Origin of the sequence: Gilvimarinus gilvus (assembly GCF_030518155.1) — a bacterium.
In the GTDB taxonomy this organism is placed as follows: Bacteria; Pseudomonadota; Gammaproteobacteria; order Pseudomonadales; family Cellvibrionaceae; genus Gilvimarinus; species Gilvimarinus gilvus.
Window position 1 is genome coordinate 117,281 of the sequence record NZ_JAULRU010000215.1, and the last position, 13,208, is coordinate 130,488.

Below are 13,208 nucleotides of genomic sequence, written 5' to 3' on the forward strand. Positions count from 1 at the left end.
AAATACTCAAAAAAACGGGGGCCAGGCGCGGCCCCGTCTTTGTTTATTGATCTACGTTAGCTTTCACACTTAACGCAAATGGCATAAGTGGTAAGCCCGCGCTGTTATACACATTTGCCTTAGCGGGAAAGTCTGCCCACGCATAACGCACCTCTACAGGCTCTTTAACCTTATCGCTGCGCACGCGAATCGTATTTCCGTCTATCTCAGCCTCGGCCCAGACAAACTCGCCGTCGGCACCCGCTATGGCAAAACCGCAGGGCTCACCGCCTTTCGCGGTTAACCCTTTACCGGCGTAAGCCACGACAATCTCCACAACGCCATTTTCGTCAACGCTCATTTGAAAAGGTGCTGCGGCCTCTGCCAGCAATTTGGTCTCGCCGTAAACGCGCTCTCGAGCTAACAAAGCCAGACGTTCACCCACGTCTTTTTTATTCAGTGGATGAATGTCATTCCAGTCTCCCAAATCGATCGTGACTGCCATAGCGGTGTTGGGCTCGGCCAACACTTTAGCCTGTGCCGCGCGCATGGCCGCCCACCCCTCTTGCACTGGCTCGTCAACCGGCTCACCAAAGCCTGGTAACTGTGCGTATATAAACGGCAGCGTGGCTTGGCCAAACTCTTCTCGCCACTGGCGAATCATGGTGGGCAAAAGGGTGGCATACTCATCGGGCTTGCCTGCGTTCGATTCACCCTGATACCAGAGTACGCCCTTAAGCGGCATAGGTGTGATGGGTGCCAACATTGCGTTGTACAATCCAACCGGCTGACTCATATCCCAAAACTGACGCGAAGGAGCAGGTTCTATTGATGCCCCCACACGCGCCAACCATTCGCCCTGCAGCGATATTTCCAGGTCGGCCACTTCCAATTGGTAGGGTTTATCTTTTACCAAACCGCCGCCACCTGCGTTTGTCACTGCGCGAACCACCACGGTATTTGCACCGGCTTTTAGTACCCCTGCGGGAACTTTATAGCGGCGCTGTGGATATTTGTAAGTGGTATTACCCACCTGCTCGCCATTGACAAATACCGTATCGGCATCGACCACACGGCCAAGACGCAACATGGCCGCTTTACCCGCCGCCCGATTCGGTAACTGAATGGTTTTACGCAGCCACATTACGCCGTTAATGTCCGGCAGATTATTTTCCACCCAGGAGCCTGGCATCGTCACCTTGGTCCAGTGACTCTCGTCGACATCAGTGGAGGACCACGTTGGCTCCGCGTGCATGCCTTTATCCTGTTTGTGCAGGCTTTCATACCAGGGCGCGCCACGGGCACTGTCTTCGGCCTTAATATTGTCCACATACCCAGGGGCGGCGTTGCGTTCGGCTTGCTCAACATAATGTGGATAATTTTTCAGAGCCCGCATACTCATCCATGCCTGCGCACCAGAGCCGCCATAGGCATTCAAAATAATACCGACGGGTACATCTTGCGTCTTTTCAATATGACGAGCAAAAAAGTAGCCCGCGGCGGTGAAGTTCAACGCATTATCGGGGCCCGCAGCCAGCCACTCGCCGCCGTCCAGGTCCTGTTTGGGACCATCGTAAACCGCGTTTTTAGGCACCTGAAAATGGCGAATACGAGGATTGTCTGAACTGGCCAACTCACTGGCGTACACTTCGTTAACGTTGGACATCTTCATTTCCATATTGGATTGTCCAGCCGCCAGCCAGACATCGCCAAAGTAGATGTCGCTCAACTCAATACGATTGTCTCCCTCCAGAACTAACCGATGAGGTCCACCGGCGGCATAGCTTTCGCCTTCCCAGTGCCAACGGCCGTCGCTTTTAGCGCTAATGCTCGCCAGCACTTCACCATTCAACCGAATACTAATGTCTTCCCCAGGCGTTGCACGGCCCCAAAGGGTGAGCGGCATTTCTCGCTGCAAGACAGCGCCACTACTGATTAATTTAGAGGGGACGATATCGGCAATCGTTGCCACGCTTACGGTTGTGAGCGTTATGCCCAGAGCGAGAGAAGATAATATTTTCATAGCGAGTGGTACCGCAGGTTATGATTTATAGTCCTAGCGACTATAAATACACGTTATGTGTATTGCAAGGGCAACTGTAGCCACCTACAGCAACCAAATACCCAGCGCGCTGATCAACACCCAAGCCATTAAGTTCAGTACCAGGCCGGTCCGCGCCATATCGGCCACGGTGAGTCTGTCGGCACCAAACACGATTGCATTCGGTGGTGTCGCCACCGGCAACATAAACGCACAACTGGCGGCGATGGCCGCGGGCATTATCAACACCTCAGGCGGCAACTCCATACTCAGGGCAAGCACGCCCATCAAGGGTAAAAACACCGCCGTTGTCGCCGTGTTACTGGTCACCTCGGTGAGAAAAATTATTAACCCAACCACCATGAAGATAAGCACGATAACGGGCCAGTGTTGAGCGATCTCCAGCATTCCCGCCAGTGCCTGCGCCAAACCGCTGGTATTCATTAAACTGGCGAGAGCCAGGCCGCCGCCAAACAAGAGTAAAACGCCCCACGGTAAACGCTGGGTATGACTCCAGTCCATTATCGGGCCTTTGCTATCGCCACCGGCCGGCACCAAATGCAGAGCAACGGCCGCAGCAAGGGCAATGGCTGTATCAGACAAGCGGCCAGCGAAAACCGCCTCATTGATCAAAGGCCGGCACACCCAAAGCAAAGCGGTGATCATAAATATTGTTGCCACTCGCAACTCAGCGCTGCTAATCGGGCCCAGTAGTTGCAGCTCATGTTGTAAACCTTTGCGCGAAGCCGACACCGGATCACTGTCGCCACTGCTCACAGTTTCAGGCTTTAATCCTCGACTCAACCAAAGCCAGCATGCGCAGAGTAGGAGCACACTAAAAGGCAACGCCATGGCCATCCAGCCGACAAAACTTACGGTGATGGCATATTGCTCTTGTAGATAAGCGGCCATTAACGCGTTGGGCGGTGTTCCTATTAAGGTAGCAACACCGCCAATACTCGCGCTGTAGGCAATACCCAACAGCAGTGTCTTGGCAAAGTGCGTGGAGTGCGGAATGTCCCTGTCATTGGCGCTATCACCAACCACCGAAAGCGCAATCGGTAATATCATAATCGCCGTAGCGGTATTACTCACCCACATGCTTAGCAGTGCTGTCGTCACCATAAACGCAGCGAGCTGCTTTTTGGGACTCTGACCAAAAACAATCAATAAGTACAGAGCCACCCGCCGATGCAAGCGCCAGCGCTCCATTGCCAGCCCTAAAACAAAGCCGCCAAGAAACAGAAAAATAATCGGGTGCCCATACTGAGCGCCCACCGTTTTAATCGTCGAGATTCCGAGCAGTGGCGCAACCAATAGCGGCAGTAAAGAGGTCACGGCCAAGGGCATAACCTGGCCAATCCAAAAGGCGGCCATGGCTGTGGCAAGGCCGGCCGTGTACCACGCTTCAAGCGTTAAACCCGCAGGTGGGGATACAATTAGTACCAGTAAAAAACTGACAAGCCCTATTACTGTTGCCCAAACTTTGGAGGTATTGCGCACGTTTTCTCCACGTTGCTAGTTATTGCTTTAAAAGAATAATAACACGCTGGCTGCTAGCCTTAATTCTTCCAATCAGGAGCAGCCACTTGCCGATTAGACCTCAGAGCAAAAGTGCTCTGGTAGAATTAAACTATTCAGCCTGTGCCTTCAGGTTCATTTTCTCAAACTGACTCGGCCCTTCGGGTCGCCGATCTGCAAATGCCCAGGCTAAGGCACGAATAAACCCTTCAAACTGCATGCCTACGTGCCGCATCCCCTCTACCTTTGCCAATGAGAGTTCAAGGCCGTCATAATCCCTGGCTTCAAGTTGCTTTGTGTAGCGCTGAAGGGCTCGCACATACGGCACGTACTCATCCGAGCCATAGGTAATGTACGCCTGAGCCTTAAGATTTTTATTTTGCTTAGCATAACCCGTGTCGATTGAAGCCAATGTTTCATTAGCCCATAGCGCCGATGGTGAAATCGCCGCGTAGTGACTAAATGTATTGGGTTTTTGATACATAGCATACAAAGTGAAAAGACCGGCCAGCGAATGCCCTGTAAGCACCCTTCGACTTGCATCAACCCGGTAATTATTCCCAACCATAGGCACGATTGAATTCGAGATAAGATCAAGCAGAGAGCTTGCGCTACCGCCAGCTTTAAAACCTGAATCGTAGGCTGGCGTTAAGTCCGTCAAACGCTTTTGTTCAATATTTTCTACCTCCCCCGGATAGCCAATACTGACAAAAATCAACTCAGGCAGCATGTTGTCAAACCGCAGATTAACGTACATACGGGTGACAAGGTCCCGAGTCCAATAACCATCAAGTAGGTACACAGCCGGGTACAAAGCACTGGATTCGCTGTCATAGGACTCGGGCAGGATAACATCTACCTTAAGCGATATATCGTCTCGCTCAAAGAAGTATGTATTGCCCTTCGCGGCAGGTTTGGCAAAGCTCATTAAGGGAAGCAACAATAAGCCAAATACCACCATTGTCCACTTACCGTATTTCATCGAGCCTCCAAAATAGCTCATAATTACAAGAAAAGCCTTCATCCGCTCACCTCTACCAATACTCTGTCTACAATATCGAGCGCAGTGGTAAGATTGCTTACGTCTTTATAGATAACACCATCATTACCTGAGTGATGGCCATGCCCAACCAATTCCATAACCGTTACCGTTTCCGCTTTCGATAAGTCAACGCGCGCCCGATAAATTACCGAGGGCTGAGCGCTGAATCCGTTGCCAGAGTAAATCAAGTCATCAGGAAAGCGATCGCTGCTGTAGTACTCATTGAAATCAAACGATTGATTCACTTCCAGATAAACGTCAACCAGACGGTGGCTTGAATTTTTTAGTGAACGACCAACCATAAAATTATCCGCAAGTGTTGCTCCGGTATAGGCGTCCAACTCAGCAATTTCGCCCGGCGACAAGAAACGGTCGCTGTCTTTATCGCCTTTCAATTTGTGCAAAAATACAGGCAGTGACTCTTGCCTGAATCGGTCCGGAGCTTTGCCATCAGACTTCCGTTCTGAAAAAATACTAAAAAATTCTTCGTCACTGTAATCCAGCACATTGCTGTTCAGTTGGCCACTGGAGTCAATTTTTTCAACCGTATTGTCGAACCGATTCGTTGCAACACTTTGGCTGACATATAGTGGCTGTATAAACTCACCCTCGACAGATTCCAGCCAAATGGCATACTGCGGCCAGCGCATTGCGGGGCCTTTTTTAAGCTCTACGCTTATTTGACTGTTGTTATAGTCACCCACCACCTGATAGTTTATGGAATCCGGAGGACGGCCTTCGAACCTGTCGTTAATCCGAAGTTGAATACCCCACTGATGAAAACGTTGCATTGGTGTGAACTCAATCCAAGACAAAATCAAAATCAAACTCATAACGACTATGGAGATCTGTGGTGCGAGACCATACTTGTCAGATTTTTTCAAAAGACCAACAGGATTAAGATACTTCTTAATGGAAGTGAAATTATTGAACAAGTGCCAAAATGCACTCGCCAGGAATACAAACCCTATTACACTATGAATAATGGCCGTTGTGTTGTTATAACTCTGGCTAAACATAAGTAATGACGTCACCAGAATGACAATCAACGCAAATGCGATGCTGGTGGTAGCAACTATTCTTCTATATACAACTTTGCTCATTCCATTAACCACGCAACATTCTTTTGAGAGTGTTATCCTTGTCCACCATATGATGCTTGAGCGCACCGGCAACGTGTAAAACAACAACGCCCGACAAGATCCAACCCGATAAACTATGAATCTCTTTGCCAATATCAGACCAATAGGCGCTGTAAGCTTGAGCTTCACCATTAATATAGTTGGATGGAATCACTTCTAACCCAAACACCGGCACACCGAAACCACCCAAACCCGAATACATTATTCCAGAGATGGGTAGCACCAACACCGCCACCAGAAGCAACCAATGCACAACACGTGCAGTAACTTGCTCGAATTTTGTGTAGTCACCAGAGGCTTCCGGCCAACCCTGTATGAGTCGATACAACACGCGAAACACCAATATAACGAGCAAAAGCATACTAATGGTTTTGTGCCAATCGTATAGCCAGTACGCATGGCCATCGGACATATAAAACCCCATAGGTATTAGAAGCAATATGGTGAATGCGACGCTCCAATGCAGTACGCGTGCACTAAGCGTCTTTTTCGATGTACTAGGATTCATGACTTGTCTCCATTGCCGATTCTTTACGGATTAAAGGGTTACCACGCCAAAGTACCTGACTTTCATTAAGCTCGATCAAATACGGTGTAGCGTAAACCTCAAAATGGTCGTGCAGTGCCATATCCCCGTCGATAATGATTGGAATTTTTATGTTGTGTTTTGACACAAACGTCTTAATTGACGCTTTATCGACATAGAGCGTATTGAAGACCATAAACGTTTTAGGGAATTCACTACTCACTTCGCTATTTACGTTGCTTAAGTATTCTTCACAACCGGGAAATTGAGGCATTGGGCATAAAGCGTCAAAAAATATCAGCTTCACCTTGCCTTGAGACAGATCATCGGGCAAGTTATGTGAATGCTTAGTCTCTTCACCCCCAATTGCATTGAACGAAAAGGTTAGGGCATATAAAGCGATTAAAACTAACTTAAAAATATTCACTACTTTTCTCCTTTCTCGTTGAGATGCAGAACTTCCTCTGTACTTCCCTTAAACAAAATCTCACCATTTTTCACTAGAATGTGGGTAGGTGTTTTTCGCACTTTAAACTGACGCATGACCGAAAGATTTTCATCAGCGATAAACTTCTTGATTTCTGATTGGGAACTCAGAAAATCTTGAATTTGTTGATCGGTAATATTGAATTTTGGTGCAATCCAAATTACGTTCTGGCCGCCCTTCGATAGCGCAGAAATATTTTTTGAGTTCGCAACCGGCCCTTTATCACTGTAACCATCTTGCCAAACATCAAAAAATACCAAATGTACAGTCTGATCTTTTACAGCCAAAGCGCTAGTGAGATCATCCTTGTGTAATGGCTCTATTGCCACTACAGGGAAGGTTACAAATAAACTCAACCAAATAAGTAATTTCATTGCGCAACCTCCTCGATTGTTTTGCTAGCGGCGGCTTCGATTCTTGCATCGAGCTCATCGGTCGCCAAAAACGATCGGTAAACCACCCTACCCTCAGCGTCAATCAATATGTGATTCGGGGTACCCATCACACCGTAAGCCGCAACAATCTCTCCGGACTCATCGATGATCGTAGGTAAGCTGATATTGCGATCGCCATACAATTGATTAATATTTTCCACCGAGTCATTAATACCTACGTTAACCATCACGACTTCGACCTCATCACCAAACTCGTTGAATATGGACTGAGCGTGAGGTAGCTCCCGTTTGCAGTAGCTGCACCATGTGGCCCAGAATTTTAGATATATTGGCTTTTTGCCAAGAAAGTCATTCAACTCAATCTTTTCCCCGGTAAGCGTGGTACCGCTAAACGGTATTGCCTCTGCCCCTGGTTGTAGTGCGCTAGCCGGTGCGGCTATTGCAGCGTATAGACTGATAGCACCAACAGCGCGAAAAATAGCGTTTGAAATATTCATTAAAAAATCCTCCAGTTTTGAATACTTAAGAAAGCTAGGTAGAGACCGGCGGCCACCATCAGCAGTGACAGGATCGTTTTGATGGCGAGCATCCAAGACCCGGCTTTTGGTAATCTGCCTAAGGCACCCGAGCAGGTGCCTGCCACCAGCAACAGTGCGCTCATACCCAGCGAGAAAAGAAACATTAGGGTTCCACCTGCGAGCCAATCGCCATTGGCTGCCACGTACATAAGCAACATACCCAGCACCGGCGAGGTACATGGCGCCATCACAAGACCGCTCAGGGCGCCACCCCCGAATAGCGAAACAGGGCCTTTAGCCGATGTAGAGAAACTCGGCGCAAAACTGGGTAATACCAACCAGCCCTGCATCCAAGCTGCGAACAGCCAACACACTAGCGCCATTAAACCGAGGGTAAGTGGGTGACTGGCGACAGCGCCAAACAGTTGCCCAGAGAGTGCCGCCAGTATCCCCAGTAGTGCGTAGGTCGCCGACACCCCAATAACGTAAATCAGTGCATTTATGAAAGAGTTACCTCGCTCCATACTTGCGTTGCCGACCATAGCGACCGTGATAGGTAATAAGGGATACACACAAGGTGTCAGGCTGGTTAATAAACCAGCAACGAAAACCAGGGCAAAAATACCGATAGATAGATCACCACTGGTCAGTAAATTTTGTATCTCGAATTCCACGAGGTTTGTCTCCGCCAGTAACTGTTGAATAGATTTATACCCAAAAGCCCGATGAGACTTATCAAATTCAGGTAAAATCGAGGTCAAATCGTCGTTTGGCGGGATTATGTGAATAAATTCAGAGGGTTATAATGCTCGTATGAAATGCTACGAGCTTCTTTGATATGAGTATTTGGCAGTTTGAACCCTTTACCTACGACACACGCAGCGGTGAACTCAGCGCGCGCAACCAGTCGGCCGTCGTACTCCGTCATAAAGTGGCACAGCTGATTTCCTACCTGATCGAGCATCGTGAACGGCCTGTCAGTAAAGAAGAACTGCTGGATAAATTGTGGCAACACGGTGACTACCGCGAGCGTTCGCTCACCCAAAGCATTCGCGAGTTGCGCCAGGCACTGGGCGATAACGCGACGAACCCCGAATTTATCCGCACCCTACCCGGGCGCGGTTACCAATGGATTGCCAATGTTAGTCCGGTGCGTGAGGCGCAAACTCAAGCTAAAGCGAAACGGACGATACCCATGGTGGCGGTGGCAGCCTTGTGCACTGTCATTTTTGGAGTGGCACTATGGTGGTATCAATCCACGCCGAAAGAAAACAGCAACCCCTCGTCAACGACGTCGTTGATAGTATTGCCATTTACCAACCACACCGGCGACGCAGCACTTGATTGGCTGCAGCTAGGCTATGCCGATATGCTGGCGAAAACGCTGGCGCGCACCGGCCGAGTACAAATCACTCCGCCCTCAACCGCCGCTGAACTATTGGCCGGAGCCGGTCTCGACTGGCCAACGCTGCCTGTGTACATTCAAAGCTTATTGCAGGAACAGGGCACAGATGCGGCACTGATCGCCAGTGTCCGCCTGCACAAGCAAACCCAAGTTATCGATTTTCAAGTTCTGAATCGCAGTGGCAAGGTTCAGCAGGGTTCTTTGACCTACCCATCGTTGACCGACGCAACAGCGGAGGTCGCGGGCCAGCTGTTACAGCTAATTGCGCCCGACAGTGGCAACATCGTACCTAAGTTGACTCTCGCCGGGGATTCACCCGAGATCGCACTGGCCAGACGAGTGCTTGCCGAAGGCATTAGTGCACTGCAGACTGATGGCCCGGCCCGTGCCGACGAGCTTTTCCAGGCCGCCGATTTACTGGTTAAAGGTGACCCCTGGATTACCGCCTGCCGCGCGAAATCTGAACTGCTTAAAGGTCAATGGCAGAGTGCTCGCGAACGCTTACAGGACTTGCGAGCCCAGCCTAACCAAGCACCGCTCAAAGCCTTTGTTGAGTTCTGGTCGGCACAGTTAGCGTTTCGCGAAGGTCGGGTAGACAGCGCGGATGCGCATCTGGAAGTTGCGATCAATCAGGCTTTAGACTCGCACACCATAGATATACTTGCCGACGCCTACCACCTCAAAGCGGAAATCGCCTGGCTGCAACAGCGTTGGTCGGACTACCAGCACTGGCGTGACCTCGCTTCACAGGTGCTACCGAATAACGATGATATGGCAGTGGAAGCCAATCGCTTGCTGTACCTGGGCAACCCGGTGGGCGAGGGGCTGGAGCGGCCAGAAATCAGCGCTCAGCAACAACAAGCTCGCATAAAACAACTTAAACGTGCACTGGCGTTTTACCAAGCGCTGGGCAACAAACCGCAAACGGCCACCAGTCATTTGGCCCTGGCCCGCAACTACACCCTTGCGCTGGAGCAACGTGAACAGCATCTCAACCGGGCGCTTGCCCTGTTTAAAACGCTCGGACAACCTTACGAGCTGGCCGAAGCGCAAATTTACGCTGCGTTTTTCTATCTGCAAGAGCACCGCGGTCAGGAGGCGTTTGATGTTATCACTCAGGCGCAAGCCACCACAGCACCGCTGGAGAATTACCGCAACCAGCACACGCTGACATTTTATCGGGCTTTTGCACTGCTTGATCAGGGTCTGGATCAATCCCATCGCGGCCTCCATACCGGTAACGCGCAAATACTGGAACAGGCCGTGGAAACATTCGACACCTTGCTGCAAGCGCCGGTCACTTCGATGCTGCGTGCACAGGCATTGGTACTGCAAGGGTGGGGGTTTGCCGACCTAAAGCGCCACTCACAGGCACTGACTAACTATCGCGAGGCCATGACCCTGAGTGAGTCAACCAATCTAACAGCCACCTTTGGCTACGCCGTTTACTCGGCCATGCACTCGCACCTAATGCTGGGCAATTATGACGCGGTTATTGCGCTCGGCGATGAACCCGTTTACACACGCCAGCAGCTTGCCTATCTAGCTCGCGCCAATTATGAACTCGGGGACTTCAAAGCGGCGACAAACACCCTTGCGACCATGAAGCGCGACTTCGCGGACCTTTGGAGCAAAACCGATGAAAAGCGGCTGAGGCAATACGGGCAAGCCGATGCCGCCAGTGCGCGGGTAACCCTTTCGGCCGAGTTGCCGGCGCACGGCATTTACTGTGAATCTGATTGGCTGGTGGCGATGAATGAACCGTAAGGAAAGGCGGCAATTTTATTGAATGGCGCTGGCGTCTTCTAGGTTTGGGCTCTGCACCAGCTGGGGCTGAATAGTATTCTCTAACCGATAGACTTGTGACCAATGCTGTTGGATCAGCGCAATTGCCGCATGCTTTTGTTCAGAAAAAAAGCGTTGCATCTCTCCACTTTCGACCATGTTTGCCAATCCCACCTGCAAACGCTCAATCAGATCTGGACGGCAGGAACACACCATAAAGTGAACTGAGATTGGGTAAACCATCAAGATGCTCTCACTCGCCACTATATTAGGGTATTTATCCTGATACGCGACAAAGGTAGGCTCAATCTCCTCGACGCCCAAGGGGATGTAGTCGAAGCGCTTAGCCATCAACATCGGAAACAGTGCGCCGAAGGTTGGTGCCTCGAGCACCCTCAATCCGTTGGCTCGCAGAATTGCAGCATCGGGCCAATCGCGCCCCATTCCCGCCGTTAGCCCCTGTAAGTCGTCGAGCGACTTTAGCGCTTCAAAACGATCTTCATCCTGTCTTCGAATCAAAAAATTGCGATAGCCCAATAAACCGTACTGTAATGGCTGTCGAATAATGGTGATTTTGGGATTGGCTATCTCTTTATGCCAGATAGTGGTCGCCTGAAAATCGAATTCCCCTGTTTGGGTAGCGTGACGGGCACGCAAAGTGGGAGTTTCCCGATCAAATCGGGTGAGACGCCAGGGGCCAAACTCGTCCTCACTAGCCGTCAGAGCATGCTCAGCGAGGCTTAGATAGTATTCCGCTCTGCCTGGGGCGCCGTTTCCGGTCCAGAATTGGTAAGTCGATTCCTGTGCACTCCAAGCGAAATCAGACCCTAGTAACCACAGCACAATGCAGAAAGCAGCCCGCGATCTGACGCTGAATGTATTTTGCGTCATACAATCAGTTTAGTTCAAAAAGAGCGGGCCTCATATTAGAAATATAGTTTTTAAGCAGCCTGCTAGGGAACAAAATTAACTTCTACCGACTCCTTATCAATATCAAAGTGTGTCTGCTGCGAGTTTGTCGCTCGCATAACAAAAGACCAGGGCTCACTGATTTTCTCAATAGCCGGGCCTTTAAACTGGGCAAAGAGCGCGTGCAAACGGCCACTAGAGTGGATACGCTCAAGCCCCAAGGCCAACCGTTCTGCCAACTCTGGGCGACAACCGCATACCAAAAAATAAACAGGCAATGGGTAAACCAACATAACCGCGTGAGACTGGACTATATCGGGGTATTTGGGTTGGACACTTGTTAAGGTCGCGTCTATTTCCTCAACACCCAGGGGTATATAGTCAAACCGCTTGGCGACCAGCATCGGAAACAATTGCTGGAAGGTTGCGGATTCCACCACCGCCAGCTGATTTTCCCGAAGTACCTGTACATCGGGCCAGCCTTGCCCCAAACCTGCTTTGAGTTTTCCGAGTTGTGAAGGCGATGTGATTTTCGCAAACCTCGCCTCATCTTCCTTTCTGATCAACAGGTTACGATAACCGAGCAGGCCAAACTGGAGAGGATGCGGTACAATCAAGCGACCACTTTCGGTAAATTCGCTGGGCAGTACCGTAGTGGCATGAAAATCGAACTCACCACGATCCATTGCTCTGCGCGCTCGCAACACCGATATTTTTCTGTCGTATTGCGCGACTTGCCATGGTCCGTACTCTGGCTCGGTAAGTGCCAGAGCCTCTGCGGCGACTGCAAGATAATAGGCTTGGCTGCCGGGTACACCATTGCCCAACCAGTAGCGGTAGGTGGACTTTTCAGCCAAAGCGTACGTACTGCCCACAAGCAACAGCAGCAATAAATAGGTATGCAGCGGTATAGTTCTTGTTATGGTACGTGCCATATACACAGTCTAGTAGAAAGTGAATAATGCGCCAGTGATTATTACTCTGTTAACCCACCCGCATGAATTTAGCAAAACCACCAATACCGGTCGGCTGGCTTGCACACGCTTAACCATCCAGGCAGCAACGGCTTGCTACCGGGTACCGTGGCAACGTAAGCAACCAAACCAAGATTTGCTGGCACGATTGAAAAAACACTCTAGCGGGCTGATGTATCCCTCTCCCGACGCCATTAAATTAAGTACTAAAGCAAGTCCGTCGCTGCCAGAACATATAGTCATAATTGACAGCACCTGGCAGCAGGCAAGGAAGATTTACAATCACAGCCCGTATATACAGGAGCTGCCATGTTACGCATTGACTGATACGGAAGCGTCGCGCTTTACAATGAGGCGAAATCAGCTGGAAGGAGGTCTATGTACTCTGGAAACGGTTGCTGCGTTGGCAAAATTGAATAACTTACCGCAGCTGGCCGAGTCGCTGTACCGTGATCTCGACCAGCTGCAAAGCTGAAATAATAAC

General features: G+C 50.2%; 13 protein-coding genes. 2 read left to right on the top strand and 11 right to left on the bottom strand.

Features of this window, described 5'->3' with window-relative positions:
• Positions 1-43 precede the first annotated feature (43 nt).
• The 9 genes from QWI17_RS02220 to QWI17_RS02260 all read right to left on the bottom strand — a co-directional run bounded on the left by QWI17_RS02220 (position 44) and on the right by QWI17_RS02260 (position 8,325).
• Entirely contained in the window at positions 44-2,002 is a 1,959-nt protein-coding gene (locus QWI17_RS02220) for a sialate O-acetylesterase (RefSeq protein WP_302720858.1), read from the bottom strand.
• A gap of 84 nt (positions 2,003-2,086) precedes the next feature.
• Positions 2,087-3,523 carry an SLC13 family permease gene (locus QWI17_RS02225; RefSeq protein ID WP_302720860.1) on the bottom strand — a complete coding sequence of 479 codons (1,437 nt, stop codon included), beginning with the start codon at positions 3,521-3,523 and terminating at the stop codon, positions 2,087-2,089.
• 130 nt (positions 3,524-3,653) lie between these two features.
• Positions 3,654-4,523 carry an alpha/beta hydrolase gene (locus QWI17_RS02230; protein WP_302720861.1) on the bottom strand — a complete coding sequence of 290 codons (870 nt, stop codon included), beginning with the start codon at positions 4,521-4,523 and terminating at the stop codon, positions 3,654-3,656.
• 38 nt (positions 4,524-4,561) lie between these two features.
• On the bottom strand, positions 4,562-5,686 hold the full coding sequence (locus tag QWI17_RS02235) for a hypothetical protein (protein WP_302720862.1): 1,125 nt from the start codon (positions 5,684-5,686) through the stop codon (positions 4,562-4,564).
• Positions 5,687-5,690: 4 nt separating this feature from the next.
• A complete protein-coding gene (locus QWI17_RS02240) occupies positions 5,691-6,233 on the bottom strand; it encodes a cytochrome b (RefSeq protein WP_302720863.1) in 543 nt (180 codons plus the stop codon).
• Complete coding sequence (locus QWI17_RS02245; protein WP_302720864.1) at positions 6,223-6,678, bottom strand: thioredoxin domain-containing protein; 456 nt, start codon at positions 6,676-6,678, stop codon at positions 6,223-6,225. The genes QWI17_RS02240 and QWI17_RS02245 overlap by 11 nt, the downstream gene beginning before the upstream one ends.
• A complete protein-coding gene (locus tag QWI17_RS02250) occupies positions 6,678-7,112 on the bottom strand; it encodes a thioredoxin domain-containing protein (RefSeq protein WP_302720865.1) in 435 nt (144 codons plus the stop codon). The genes QWI17_RS02245 and QWI17_RS02250 overlap by 1 nt, the downstream gene beginning before the upstream one ends.
• Positions 7,109-7,630 carry a TlpA family protein disulfide reductase gene (locus tag QWI17_RS02255; RefSeq protein WP_302720866.1) on the bottom strand — a complete coding sequence of 174 codons (522 nt, stop codon included), beginning with the start codon at positions 7,628-7,630 and terminating at the stop codon, positions 7,109-7,111. Before QWI17_RS02255 ends, QWI17_RS02250 begins: the two co-directional genes overlap by 4 nt.
• Positions 7,630-8,325 (bottom strand): cytochrome c biogenesis protein CcdA, encoded by a 696-nt coding sequence (locus QWI17_RS02260; protein ID WP_302720867.1) that lies wholly within the window; start codon positions 8,323-8,325, stop codon positions 7,630-7,632. Before QWI17_RS02260 ends, QWI17_RS02255 begins: the two co-directional genes overlap by 1 nt.
• Before the next feature lie 164 nt (positions 8,326-8,489).
• Here QWI17_RS02260 and QWI17_RS02265 point away from each other — a divergent pair, with 164 nt between their 5' ends.
• Positions 8,490-10,823, top strand: a complete 2,334-nt coding sequence (locus QWI17_RS02265) for a winged helix-turn-helix domain-containing protein (protein WP_302720868.1) — start codon at positions 8,490-8,492, stop codon at positions 10,821-10,823.
• Positions 10,824-10,838: 15 nt separating this feature from the next.
• Here QWI17_RS02265 and QWI17_RS02270 read toward each other — a convergent pair whose 3' ends face one another.
• Both QWI17_RS02270 and QWI17_RS02275 read right to left on the bottom strand, forming a co-directional pair.
• Positions 10,839-11,732, bottom strand: coding sequence for a transporter substrate-binding domain-containing protein (locus tag QWI17_RS02270; protein WP_302720869.1), 894 nt, complete (start codon positions 11,730-11,732; stop codon positions 10,839-10,841).
• A gap of 62 nt (positions 11,733-11,794) precedes the next feature.
• The gene (locus QWI17_RS02275; protein ID WP_302720870.1) at positions 11,795-12,685 is read right to left on the bottom strand and encodes a transporter substrate-binding domain-containing protein; all 891 of its coding nucleotides are present in this window, start codon (positions 12,683-12,685) and stop codon (positions 11,795-11,797) included.
• 34 nt (positions 12,686-12,719) lie between these two features.
• Here QWI17_RS02275 and QWI17_RS02280 point away from each other — a divergent pair, with 34 nt between their 5' ends.
• On the top strand, positions 12,720-13,199 hold the full coding sequence (locus QWI17_RS02280; RefSeq protein ID WP_302720871.1) for a tRNA-uridine aminocarboxypropyltransferase: 480 nt from the start codon (positions 12,720-12,722) through the stop codon (positions 13,197-13,199).
• The last annotated feature ends 9 nt before the right edge of the window (positions 13,200-13,208 follow it).

Excerpts from the sequence above, each read along its gene's own strand:
- QWI17_RS02220 (WP_302720858.1), bottom strand. The coding sequence starts at position 2,002 with ATGAAAATATTATCTTCTCTCGCTCTGGGCATAACGCTCACAACCGTA.
- QWI17_RS02230 (WP_302720861.1), bottom strand. The coding sequence starts at position 4,523 with ATGAAATACGGTAAGTGGACAATGGTGGTATTTGGCTTATTGTTGCTT.
- QWI17_RS02235 (WP_302720862.1), bottom strand. The coding sequence starts at position 5,686 with ATGAGCAAAGTTGTATATAGAAGAATAGTTGCTACCACCAGCATCGCA.
- QWI17_RS02240 (WP_302720863.1), bottom strand. The coding sequence starts at position 6,233 with ATGAATCCTAGTACATCGAAAAAGACGCTTAGTGCACGCGTACTGCAT.
- QWI17_RS02250 (WP_302720865.1), bottom strand. The coding sequence starts at position 7,112 with ATGAAATTACTTATTTGGTTGAGTTTATTTGTAACCTTCCCTGTAGTG.
- QWI17_RS02255 (WP_302720866.1), bottom strand. The coding sequence starts at position 7,630 with ATGAATATTTCAAACGCTATTTTTCGCGCTGTTGGTGCTATCAGTCTA.
- QWI17_RS02265 (WP_302720868.1), top strand. The coding sequence starts at position 8,490 with ATGAGTATTTGGCAGTTTGAACCCTTTACCTACGACACACGCAGCGGT.
- QWI17_RS02270 (WP_302720869.1), bottom strand. The coding sequence starts at position 11,732 with ATGACGCAAAATACATTCAGCGTCAGATCGCGGGCTGCTTTCTGCATT.
- QWI17_RS02275 (WP_302720870.1), bottom strand. The coding sequence starts at position 12,685 with ATGGCACGTACCATAACAAGAACTATACCGCTGCATACCTATTTATTG.